Here is an 11,556-nt window from a genome sequence, read left to right as displayed (position 1 = left end):
CCCTGTGAGAGTAGGACGTTGCCGGGCACGAAAAGGACAATCTGAAAAAGGTTGTCTTTTTTGTTTTTCATGCTTTTTCCCCATATAAGTAAAAAAGGGCAATGAGTTAAATTTCATTGTCCTTTTCGGTCAGTTACATTATAATTATCGCCTTAATCGCCGTAATACCTTATATTCAAAATCATCACGGTCGATATCCAATCCCAACACTTCATTTCGGAAAGTCTTGAAACGTCCATTATCCACTTCCAAAGTAAAATAGCCTCTTTCACTTAAAAGATTTAAATCTCCAATGATATTTTTCCTGCGGACAGGGTCAAATAAATTAACTAAGTTAGGATTATTTGGATGTGGCTTGAATTGACATCCTTGTTCCACACAAGTTCTAACGATGTTTTGGACTTTTGGATGGGCAATACTCTCAATTTTCCTGGTTGCTTCGATACTAAGCATAACATCACTCCTTTTCCCGTCTTAAAACGATATGCATAGGCAATCACTAATATGCAATCCCTTCTTAGCAAACTACAGGTCCATACATATATTAGAAGGATATATGTATTTCCATGCTAAAATAGATTTATGCTAGTCACAACGGAGGTATATTGCTATGATACATATTGTGAATGGGGATGTGGTGGGGAATAAGATTGGAAATCTTCCAGGAGATGTTCTGGTTTGGCGGGAAATGTATGATTTTGGTCCACTCTCTCATGACATTTCCGGTGAAAAATGGATTAGTTGTCGAGCCGATTTTTTTGAAAGAAAGTTAGCGATTCCAGCTGCGTTATTCATCCAGAATTGTAAAGAGCAAAATCGATTTCTTTCTGAGATTCCTAAGAAGACAGAAATTGTTCTCTGGTTTGAGCACGACCGATATGATCAAACGATGTTAATGTTTTTGCTCAATGAACTATCAAAAAAAGAATTGAAGAACCTATCAATGGTGACAATTAATGAGTATGAAGGGGAGGAGCCATTTTATGGCCTTGGGCAATTAGCTTCACATCAGTTGGAAGAACTTTTTCATAAAAAGAAACAAACCATTTCAGAAGAACAAATAAATGAGGCAATTACGGGCTGGCAAGCATATACCTCAAAGAATCCCATGGAGATTGAAAATTGGATTGAAGCCTCAAAGCAAAAATTACCTTTTTTAAAACAAGCATTACAATATCATTTAAGCTTCTTTCCTTCAATTCATACAGGTCTAAATGAGGTAGAAACCTTCGTGATTAAAAATCTTGATAAAAATCCTAGCTCCTTTATTGAATTATTCCAAGCGATTACTCAAAAAAGAAGTAACGATGGAATAAGTGATCTTTATTTTGCAGCTATGCTAAACGAGTTGATGAAGGGCCCATACCCATTTTTGGAATGTGATAATCCACTTCCTAACTATGAGAACCCAGTACCCTTAGCCAAACTTAGGTTAACTTCCGATGGTTTAGACGTTTTATATGGAAGAAACACGTCCTTTGAATTTTATGAACGAGATTGGTGGCTTGGCGGGGTCTATTTAAAAGAGGAAATATGGTTCTGGAATGGAAAAAGGCTTATTAATAAAGCTGAATATTAAATATTAGGGTCAGTCCTTCACAACACATAAAGTTGTAACGGACTGACCCTTTCTACGTCTTTAGACCGAGTGAAAAATCAAGCTTAGGCGCAATTATGATAATCAGGGAAAAAAGGTAAGATGATATCAAGATAAACAAAGGAGGAAAACAAAATGAAAAAATTCGGTTTACTTTTAGCAGGTGGGATTGCAGCAATCGTCCTGCTTTCAACAATTGGTCCGATGCTAGGTCTGATTGTAAGTGCAGTGCTGTTATATTTCATCTACAAAAAATTCCTAAAAACAGAATCAACTGGTTGGAAAATTGGCTTAGCGATTATCGGGGGGATTGTCCTGATCGCTTCTCTACACAATATTCCTGCCATCATTGGTGTTGCAGCTGCTTATGTGCTGTACCTAGTCTACAAAAAATGGAATAGCAGCAAGGTGATTTTTGAAAAAGAGGAATCAGATCCATTCATTAATTTTGAAAAGCAATGGAATGAATTAAAGAAATAAAAACAAAAAAAGGAGAGAATAACATGACAAACTTATTTACAAGAATTAAAAACACGATTACAGCAGATTTACACGAGGCGATTGATCACAAGGAGAAGAAAAATCCAATTGCTCTTCTTAATCAATACCTTCGCCAATGTGAACAAGAGACCGAAAAGGTGCGAAAGTTGTTGGAGCGCCAGTATGTCTTGAAAGATGAATTCCAAAGAGAATTACAGCATGCAGAAGAGTTAGCAGAAAAAAGAACATACCAAGCCGAAATTGCATCAAAAGCAGGGGAAAATGAGTTATATCAGTTCGCCGCCGCCGAGCAGCAGCAATATACCGATCGAGCAAATCGTTTACGTACTTCCCTAGAACAAGTTAATGGGCAGTTAAGTGATTTAGAAAGAAAATATGAGGAAATGAAGCATAAGGTGAAAGATATGCATCTTCGCAGAATGGAATTAATGGGCAGAGAAAATGTGACTCGCGCGAATCTTCAAATTAACCAAGTGCTCGATTCCCATTCATACTCTGATAAATCATACTCAAAGTTTAAGGAAATCGAAAACTATCTTGACCGCTTAGAGCACCAAGTGAACAGCTCATTTTACCGCAGTACAATTGATGAGCGCGTCGCACAATTAGAAAAAGAAATGAAAAAAGAAACGATTTCATAAGTTTTTAAATGAACAAAGAGCGGGGCATCGTTGCCTCGCTCTTTGTTTTATTCTTTAATGAATTCCTTGGTACTTCTAGTCGTATCAATTGGACGAACCATACTCTCAATTTGTTCCCGTTTGGGTTCTAAGAATGGCGGTAAAGATAATTTTTCGCCTAATGTTTCGTAAGGCTCGTCGCCCATAAATCCTGGACCGTCGGTTGCAAACTCAAACAGTATTTGTGGTGCCACTCTTGCATATAAGGAACCGAAGAAGAAACGATCGACGAACCCTGACGTTTGGAAGCCGAAGCTTTCCATGTGTCCAATCCATTCTTCTAAGACAGACCGATCTTCGACACGGAAAGCCGCATGATGGACGGTCCCGAAGCCTTGGCGTGCTTGAGGGAGGATCGCATTATACTCGACAACTACTTGTGCACCATTTCCGCCTTCACCCACTTCGAATAAATGAAATGAACCTTCATTTGCTATTTCTTTAATGTGAAGGACTTTTTCCATCATTTCTTTAAAGTAGTCGAAATTTGCGACACGAACAAAGATTGGACCCAATCCTGTAATGGCATAATCTAATGGTATAGGCCCTTTTTGCCATGGGGTACCGGCTGCAATCCCTTGATTATTTTCATCTGAAATCAATTGATAATGCTGGTCATCAAAATCCACAAACGACAGGGTTTTTTTACCGAATTGTTCTTTAATCCCTGTATGCTTTACCTCTAAACGATCAAAACGTTTCAGCCAATATTCAATTGCTGCATCACTAGGGACACGGAACGAAGTTTTTGCAATTTCATTAGTACCATGAACTCCTTTCGGAATCCCTGGAAAATCGAAAAAGGTCATATCGGTTCCTGCACTGCCAACATCATCAGCAAAGAATAAATGATAGGTTTGAATATCATCCTGGTTAACTGTTTTCTTGACTAAGCGCATCCCTAATACATATGTGAAAAATTCATAGTTTTTTTCCGCACTGCTTGTAATCGCGGTCACGTGATGTATACCTTTTAATCCATTCATTGTTGTTCCTCCCATTTCCCTCTATAATTAGCATTTATTTTCATAGTATCTTTTAAGATTAAATGGAATATTACCTTGAATTAATTTATCTTTAATTCGAAATAAATATAACATGAAATAACTTTGCTGTCAAAAGTTCGTTCCTAAAATTTTCACAATTAGCTTGTTACTAATGATGTTAATCACTAACAAGGATTTTCGGAAGTGGTAAGTTACTAATGAGAACAAATATCAAAAGTATTTTGCCACAATGAAGGAGAATCCTATTATGAGTGAAATCATTAATAATCGTGAACAACTGACTAAATCAAATTCAGAACGCTTAAGTATATTAAAACAACTGTTTGTCGATCTTCATCAAGGAAGAAACTTGGACGAGGTTAAAGCCCACTTTGATGCATTGATTGGAAAAATAACCATTGAAGAGATTACACAGCTCCAACATGATTTTGTCGAAGAGGGAAGTATTTCTGCGAAAGAACTACAACATCTCTATCATCAGCATTCAGCTATTTTTCAAGGAGCGATTGTGGAAGATGGAACCCAAAACGGAAGATTAGAAGAACAGCCTGGGCATCCCGTTCATACTTTTAAGCGTGAGAATCGAGAAATAGATAAATTGTTATCGAAGAAGCTTCAGGTCCATTTGGAGAAATTTATGAAGGAAGATTCTACAGAGAATATTTACAAACTAATGGAAGATATCAATCTATTGCTGGATATTGAAAAGCATTATAGCCGTAAAGAGAATTTGATTTTTCCCTATTTAGAAAAGTACGGGATTTTCGGTCCAACCACCAATATGTGGAGAATTGATGATTTCATTCGGGACGCGATTAAGGATTGCAGGCAGAAACTTGTTAATTATCAAGGCGATAAGGAAGCTATTATTGCCGTTGTAAATTATGTCATTCAAGAAGTAGCAGGGATGATTTATAAGGAAGAGAACATCCTTTTCCCAATGGCCTTAAATAATTTTACGGAAGATGAATGGGTTAAAATCGCCCATGAAAGTGATGAAATTGGTTTTTGCCTGATCGATTCTGCCGAGGTTTGGAAGCCTGAGAGAAAGGCCTTGGAAGAAAAGGCCATCTCTGAAGGGTATATTAAGATGGAAACAGGGATTCTTTCCTTAAAGCAGCTGGAGTTGTTATTAAACCATTTACCAGTGGATATCACGTTTATTGATCAGGATGATGTGGTCCGTTATTTCTCACACGGGAAGGAAAGAATTTTCGCGCGGACGAAAGCCGTCATTGGCCGAACTGTCCAAAACTGTCACCCTCCAAGAAGTGTCCATGTTGTAGAGGCGTTGTTGGCAGACTTTAAGTCTGGCAAAAAGGACTGTGAAGATTTTTGGATTAAGTTCAAGGATAAATATGTTTATATTCGCTACTTTGCGGTTCGTGATGAGAACGGAAACTATATCGGCACGCTTGAATTTACCCAGAATATTGATCCGATCAAAGCAATTGAAGGAGAGAAACGAATCTTAAATTAAGAGCATATATAAAAAGAACTGTCATTTCAATGTCGAGGTAATCGTCAAGAAATGGCAGTTTTTTTGTTATGGGAACTATTCAGTTTTTAAAATTACGACAATACTTGCTAATATTTGAGTTTGCTTACAGTTTGTGTCGATAAAAAAGCTGGTCACTTTCACAAAGCTGTAACAGGTTCAACGGAAAACTGGAAGAAAACGGAGATAATAAAAGTAGAGGAAGATGTTGTAGATGTGCACATGTTAGGAACTAATTTTCGAGGAGGGTAACAATGAAAAAACAAAAATGGATTGCTTTGTTATTGGCAGGCGGGAAGGGAACAAGGTTAAACCTGCTGACAAAGTCATTAGTGAAACCAGCAGTCCCCTTTGGCGGGAAGTACCGTATCATTGATTTTGCTTTAAGTAATTGTCTGAATTCCGGAATTGAGATGGTTGGCATTTTAACGCAATACAGGCCCTATGTGCTGCATTCACATCTTGGTCATTACAACTATTGGAACTTGTATAATCGTCACGGGGGCCTGACGATTCTCCCACCATTTCAACGCAATAACTCTGGAGTAGAATGGTATGAAGGAACTTCCCATGCTGTCTTTCAAAATATTGAATTTATCGAGCAGCAAAAGCCAGAGCATGTTCTGATTCTTTCTGCAGACCAAATCTATAAAATGGATTATTCTTTGATGCTTGAACAGCATATTGAAACGAACGCGGATTGTACGATTGCTGTCGTTGAAGTTCCGTGGGAAGACGCCGGCCGCTTTGGACTCATAAAAATGGAGAAGGAAAGCTATAAAATTATCGATTTTGAAGAAAAACCAGAACATCCGACGACGAATTTGGCATCAATGGGTATTTATATTTTCAAATGGCCAGTGTTAAAAGAATACTTGCTGCAAGAGGAGCAAAAAGAAATTACAAATCGAGACTTTGGTAAGGATATCATTCCTTCAATGCTGTGTGATGGACGAGGGCTCTATGCCTATTATTTCAACAACTATTGGAAAGATGTGGGGACCGTTCGGAGTTTTTGGGATGCTAATTTAGATCTTTTAAATAAGGAGACAAACATTTTTCTGCAAAATCCGGAGTGGAAAATCCATACGGTCGAACATAATGCGGACCCTTTATATTTGGATCAATCCGCAAAGGCTCAACAAAGTTTACTAAGTGAAGGCTGTGAAATATACGGGACTATCGAAAAATCTGTTGTGTTTAGCGGGGTGAAGGTTGGAAAGGGGGCGCGAATCAAGAATGCTGTTATCCTGCCTAATACCATTGTTGAAGAGAACGCTTGGATTGAAAATGCGGTCATAGGCAGCCAAACAGTGATTAAGAAAGGTGTCATCCTTGTCTCAAAGGATCCGGACATCCATTTAATAGTTGTCGGAAATAATGTGACCGTGGATCCTGCCCTTCACGAAACAACGTCCAAAAACAATGTATTGACAATATCATCCTAAAAATCGGAAACCTTCCCTTTTAAAATAAAATAATAAAAAATTCAGAATGATATATTTTTTATTTGTAAAATGGTAAACTAGTAAAATATATCTTGGACAAGGGGAAGATTACGATGGTTAAAGCGATTTTTTTTGATTTAGATGATACACTGCTTTGGGATCAAAAAAGTGTTAAGGAAGCTTTTGTTGCTACGTGTAAAGTGGCAGAGGAGCGGTATGGGCTTAATGTGGATCAACTAGAAGAGGCCGTTCGAGAAGCTGCGAGAAGTATTTATGCCAGCTATGAATTTTACCCTTTCACGCAAATGATTGGCATCAATCCGTTTGAAGGGCTGTGGGGGAATTTTTTAGATGATCAAGATGACTTTAGAAAGATGAAGGAAATGGTGCCTGTCTACCGGAAAGATGCTTGGACAACGGGTTTGAAAGCAATGGGAGTAGACGACGCTGATTTTGGCTTGGAGCTGGCGGAACGTTTTCCTCAGGAACGCAGGAAATTACCTTTTGTATATGAGGAATCTTTTAAAATTCTAGATAGGTTAAAAGGAAATTATCAACTGCTATTATTAACCAATGGTTCACCAGATCTTCAAAAAACAAAATTGGAGATTACACCGGAACTTGTTCCCTATTTTGACCACATTGTTATATCGGGGGATTTTGGCAGAGGGAAACCTGACCCGACCATTTTTGAACACGCACTTGAGTTATTGTCGGTTGATAAGGATGAGGTCATTATGGTAGGGGATAATCTGATGACCGATATTCTTGGTGCGAATCGAGCAGGAATCAAGACAGTCTGGATTAACCGACATGACAAAGCGAGAAATGAAGTTATTCCTACTTTTGAGATTAAACATTTAGAAGAACTTTTTCCTTTATTAGAGGAATTGAAGTCGAAATAAAACACATATTCTTAAAAAATTGCTGTAGATGTAGGGGGGTATCCTATATTTATGGCAATTTTTTTGGTTTTAATGGAAATTGTCGAACTTAAAATATTTAGTAAAGATGTAACTTTGTTCTCCTTTTCGGCGACTATATGGCTAAGACCACCAAATTGCTTTTTGAAAAGGAGAGGAAAAATGCGAAACATTAAATGGTTTTCTATTCTTTGTTCAACATTGGTGATTGGGCTTATAGCAGGGTGTGGAACAAATTCTGTTCCTAAGGGGAGTGCAGAAGGGACGAAGACTGAAACCCCAGAAGAATATGAGATCGCTGCTAAATTTCATCCTACGATCGAAACGAAGTCTGTGAACAATTCAATGATTATTAAGTACAAGGTTAAAAATCTTTCAGACAAATCCCAAAAGCTAACGTTTCCTAGCGGATTAGAGGCAGATTATATTGTTTATGATATACATGGGAAGAAAATCAAACAGTATTCCGATGAGGTTATGTCAACGCAAGCGATTAAGATATTAGCGTTAGGAAGTAATCAAGAAATTGCTAAGAAATTTACGATTTCGGATCTTCCTAATGGCCGCTATCAAATTGAGGTATTCTTAACAGCAAAAGAAGAGGAAGCCAAAGTTGTGACCGACTTAATTGTTAATAATTCGTTTAGCAAAGGGAGCGGAGTGCTTGTTGGTCAAATAGATCCCAATTCAATTGAAATTGATATCAAGGGCAAAAAGGTAGCCTTTCAGCTAACAGAGGAAGCTATCAAGCAATTATCGCAGCTTAATGAAGGTAAACAAGTATCATTTTTATACACAGAAAACGAGACTGGACAAAAGTTGATTCATAAATTTGTTACAGGAACTCCATAAATGCTAGAGATATATCAAACAGACCTTTGCCGACAAGTGGATAAAGGTCTGTTTGTTTTCTTAATTGTGAATATTTGTTATCTCAGAATAGAACTTTAGCAGTGGTTAAGATCAATTTACATCTTTTTCTTGTTTTGAAAAATCAAGTAAATTCGTTTTATAGTGGTATTTTATTCCTGTCGAAATTATCTAATAAATCTTAAAAATAGGTTGATATTAATTTGTAAGGATAGTAATATAATTCTCGGAATATATTAAAAGCTAAACATAGAAACAATTTAGGTAGGAGTAATAAAATGCAGAATAAATTACCATTTTCAAGGTATTTCGTTATAGGAGTTATGCTATTTGCTCTATTTTTCGGGGCTGGCAATTTAATTTTTCCAGCGGCACTTGGTCAGAATGCAGGTTCTAACGTTTGGATGGCCATTACTGGATTTTTAATTACTGGAATTGGGCTCCCTTTTTTAGGAATTCTTGCAATTGGTTTCTCAGGTAGTAAGAACTTAGAGGAACTTGCAAGCCGTGTCCACCCGCTCTATGGGGTGATATTTACTTCTGTTCTTTATTTAACGATTGGGCCATTTTTTGCCGCACCAAGGACAGGCGCAGTCGCCTACGATATCGGAATAGCACCGTTTGTTAGCGAAGGTTATGGACAAGTTGGCTTATTTGTGTTTACATTGCTCTTTTTTATCGTGACATTATGGTTTTCATTAAACCCAGCCAAGCTAGTAGATCGGGTCGGGAAAATTCTTTCTCCTGCTATTATTGTATTAATTTTTATCTTATTAGTTATGGTTATAGTCAAACCGCTTGGTTCAATCGAAGCGCCACAAGCTGCTTATGCTAACGGAGCATTTATGAAAGGTTTTATGGAAGGTTATAACACGATGGATGCTCTTGCATCACTTGTATTTGGGATTATTGTTATCAATTCGATTCGATCAATGGGTGTTACCACCACTCGAGGAATCCTATTAGCTTCAGCTAAATCTGGGTTAATTGCAACGATTTTTCTTGGAATCATTTATGTGGGTGTTGCCTATCTAGGGGCGACGAGTACAAGTGCATTCGGACTTTTTGATACGGGAGGTCCCGTCTTAGGGAAGGCATCTTCCTATTATTTTGGATCAATCGGAACGGTGATGTTGTCAGTTATTATCCTGCTCGCTTGTCTGACTACGAGTATTGGCTTAATGTCAGCGTGCGGCGAATACTTCCATACGCTGCTTCCTAAGATCAGCTATAAAATGTGGGTGTTGTTTTTTTCAATCGTTTCATTTGTGATTGCAAACTTTGGTTTATCGAATATCATTAATTTTTCCATTCCGGTATTAATGTTGTTATATCCCTTGGCGATTGCGTTAATGATGCTGACATTTTTGTCGAAGCTTTTTAACCATTCAAGGATTGTTTATGCAGCTGTCATTATTGTCACCTTTATGATTAGTAACATTGATGGTTTTAAAACTCTCTGCGATCTGCTTGGGATTGAATATTTCGGCTGGCTTGCGAAGATTGTTTCGTTATATGAGCAATTCTTGCCTTTTTATCACAATGGACTCGGCTGGTTCCTGCCAGTTTTGATTACGATCATTATTACGGGAATCATCGTCAATGTGAAGAATTTTACTACGATACGTGTGAAAAACAAAACTGAAAGTTTCTTATAACAATACGAAGCCTAGCTCTTTCGATAATAACTATTTGCATTCTTATCATTTATCTGTTATAGTTAAGAAGAATTATTTTTGTTAGTTGTAGGATAATAAGTGCTAAACTTTCTGTCTTAAAGAACTGAGCAAGGATAGTAACACAATGTGTGCTAAGCACACGAGGAGGAAACAAGAATGGAACAAGGTAAAGTAAAATGGTTTAATGCAGAAAAAGGTTTCGGATTCATCGAACGCGAAGCAGGAGACGATGTATTCGTACACTTCTCAGCTATCCAAAGCGAAGGTTTCAAAACTTTAGACGAAGGTCAAGCAGTTACATTTGAAGTAGAACAAGGTCAACGTGGACCACAAGCTACTAACGTTCGTAAAGCATAATTGAACCTAAATAATAAAAGACTCTCTTATGAGGGTCTTTTTTGTGTTTAAATAAAATAATCAAATTTTCAGAGGTGGAAGTGTTGGAATTAAGGAAATTACAATTATTCATGGAAGTGGCTAAGTTTAAAAGTATAACAAAAGCGGCGGAAAGCATGCATATCTCACAGCCGGCCATTAGTAAGTCAATCCGGGGGTTAGAGGAAGAGCTAGGGATGACGTTGGTTATTCGCACCAATAAGACCAGTGATCTGACTGATGCAGGGAAAATTGTCTTAGAATATGCGCAGAGAATAGCTGGAATCCTATCTGAAATGAAAACAACCTTAAATGATATAACGAACCTGTCTAGAGGGCAGATCGATATTGGGCTGCCCCCTTTTATAGGCAGTTTATTTTTTCCAAGGGTAATCGCGAAGTTTCATCATTCCTATCCAAATATAGTACTGAATATTACTGAGTATGGTGGAGCAAGAGTGGTAAAAAGTGTCGAGGAAGGAGAGTTCGAGCTAGGAGTAGCAGTTCTCCCTATTGATGAACAGCAATTTGATGTGTACCCCATCGTGGAAGAAGAAATGAAGCTGCTGGTTTACAAAGAACATCATTTAGCAAGGCATAATGTAGTCGATATTAAGGAATTAAGAAATGAGGAGTTTATTTTTTACCACGAGGAATTTGCTCTTAATCAAATTATGAGGAATCATTTCATTGCTGCCGGTTTTGAACCCAATATCTTATTTATGAGTTCTCAGTGGGACTTGATGACAGAAATGGTAGCTGCCAACCTCGGAATTACGATTCTTCCACAATCTATTTGTAACCGGTCATTTAACCCAGATATTAGGATTATCGACCTTGAACAACCGATTTTATGGAGGCTTGCGGTTCTAACCAAGAAAGACCGCTATATCTCTAACGCAGGTCGAACCTTCATTGATTTTATCTTAAAAGACCCATTATAACTTTAAGTTATGCAAACTATTCGATATATGTATT

Annotated in this window: 12 protein-coding genes; 10 read left to right on the top strand and 2 right to left on the bottom strand. The window is 37.6% G+C overall.

The window, feature by feature from the left end; all coding sequences use genetic code 11:
• Nucleotides 1-144: 144 nt before the first annotated feature.
• Nucleotides 145-453 carry a hypothetical protein gene (locus COJ96_RS24900; RefSeq protein WP_098576492.1) on the bottom strand — a complete coding sequence of 103 codons (309 nt, stop codon included), beginning with the start codon at nucleotides 451-453 and terminating at the stop codon, nucleotides 145-147.
• A gap of 157 nt (nucleotides 454-610) precedes the next feature.
• On the opposite strand from COJ96_RS24900, the gene COJ96_RS24895 reads away from it, so the two are divergent.
• The 3 genes from COJ96_RS24895 to COJ96_RS24885 all read left to right on the top strand — a co-directional run bounded on the left by COJ96_RS24895 (nucleotide 611) and on the right by COJ96_RS24885 (nucleotide 2,739).
• Complete coding sequence (locus tag COJ96_RS24895) at nucleotides 611-1,579, top strand: DUF1835 domain-containing protein (protein WP_098576491.1); 969 nt, start codon at nucleotides 611-613, stop codon at nucleotides 1,577-1,579.
• 153 nt (nucleotides 1,580-1,732) lie between these two features.
• Nucleotides 1,733-2,077 (top strand): lmo0954 family membrane protein, encoded by a 345-nt coding sequence (locus tag COJ96_RS24890; protein ID WP_098576490.1) that lies wholly within the window; start codon nucleotides 1,733-1,735, stop codon nucleotides 2,075-2,077.
• Between the two features lie 23 nt (nucleotides 2,078-2,100).
• Nucleotides 2,101-2,739 carry a PspA/IM30 family protein gene (locus COJ96_RS24885; protein ID WP_098576489.1) on the top strand — a complete coding sequence of 213 codons (639 nt, stop codon included), beginning with the start codon at nucleotides 2,101-2,103 and terminating at the stop codon, nucleotides 2,737-2,739.
• A 47-nt stretch (nucleotides 2,740-2,786) separates the two neighbouring features.
• On the opposite strand, the gene COJ96_RS24880 is transcribed toward COJ96_RS24885, so the two are convergent.
• Nucleotides 2,787-3,764 (bottom strand): ring-cleaving dioxygenase, encoded by a 978-nt coding sequence (locus COJ96_RS24880; protein ID WP_098576488.1) that lies wholly within the window; start codon nucleotides 3,762-3,764, stop codon nucleotides 2,787-2,789.
• 268 nt (nucleotides 3,765-4,032) lie between these two features.
• Here COJ96_RS24880 and COJ96_RS24875 point away from each other — a divergent pair, with 268 nt between their 5' ends.
• The 7 genes from COJ96_RS24875 (at nucleotide 4,033) to COJ96_RS24845 (ending at nucleotide 11,522) form a co-directional block, all read left to right on the top strand.
• Entirely contained in the window at nucleotides 4,033-5,265 is a 1,233-nt protein-coding gene (locus tag COJ96_RS24875; RefSeq protein WP_098576487.1) for a DUF438 domain-containing protein, read from the top strand.
• 272 nt (nucleotides 5,266-5,537) lie between these two features.
• Nucleotides 5,538-6,731 carry a glucose-1-phosphate adenylyltransferase gene (locus tag COJ96_RS24870; RefSeq protein WP_098576486.1) on the top strand — a complete coding sequence of 398 codons (1,194 nt, stop codon included), beginning with the start codon at nucleotides 5,538-5,540 and terminating at the stop codon, nucleotides 6,729-6,731.
• Nucleotides 6,732-6,844: 113 nt separating this feature from the next.
• Nucleotides 6,845-7,636 carry an HAD family hydrolase gene (locus COJ96_RS24865; protein WP_098576485.1) on the top strand — a complete coding sequence of 264 codons (792 nt, stop codon included), beginning with the start codon at nucleotides 6,845-6,847 and terminating at the stop codon, nucleotides 7,634-7,636.
• Nucleotides 7,637-7,816: 180 nt separating this feature from the next.
• Nucleotides 7,817-8,506: a BsuPI-related putative proteinase inhibitor gene (locus COJ96_RS24860; protein WP_180230253.1), complete on the top strand. Its 690-nt coding sequence runs from the start codon at nucleotides 7,817-7,819 to the stop codon at nucleotides 8,504-8,506.
• 296 nt (nucleotides 8,507-8,802) lie between these two features.
• Nucleotides 8,803-10,182 carry a branched-chain amino acid transport system II carrier protein gene (gene brnQ, locus COJ96_RS24855; protein ID WP_098576483.1) on the top strand — a complete coding sequence of 460 codons (1,380 nt, stop codon included), beginning with the start codon at nucleotides 8,803-8,805 and terminating at the stop codon, nucleotides 10,180-10,182.
• 177 nt (nucleotides 10,183-10,359) lie between these two features.
• Nucleotides 10,360-10,560, top strand: coding sequence for a cold-shock protein (locus COJ96_RS24850; RefSeq protein ID WP_026568674.1), 201 nt, complete (start codon nucleotides 10,360-10,362; stop codon nucleotides 10,558-10,560).
• Nucleotides 10,561-10,643: 83 nt separating this feature from the next.
• Nucleotides 10,644-11,522, top strand: coding sequence for a LysR family transcriptional regulator (locus COJ96_RS24845; RefSeq protein ID WP_180230252.1), 879 nt, complete (start codon nucleotides 10,644-10,646; stop codon nucleotides 11,520-11,522).
• The last annotated feature ends 34 nt before the right edge of the window (nucleotides 11,523-11,556 follow it).

This window comes from Bacillus sp. AFS073361, assembly GCF_002567005.1.
GTDB lineage: Bacteria > Bacillota > Bacilli > Bacillales > Cytobacillaceae > Neobacillus.
Note: the sequence above shows the minus strand (reverse complement) of the source record. Positions and strands in the feature narration are given on the sequence as shown.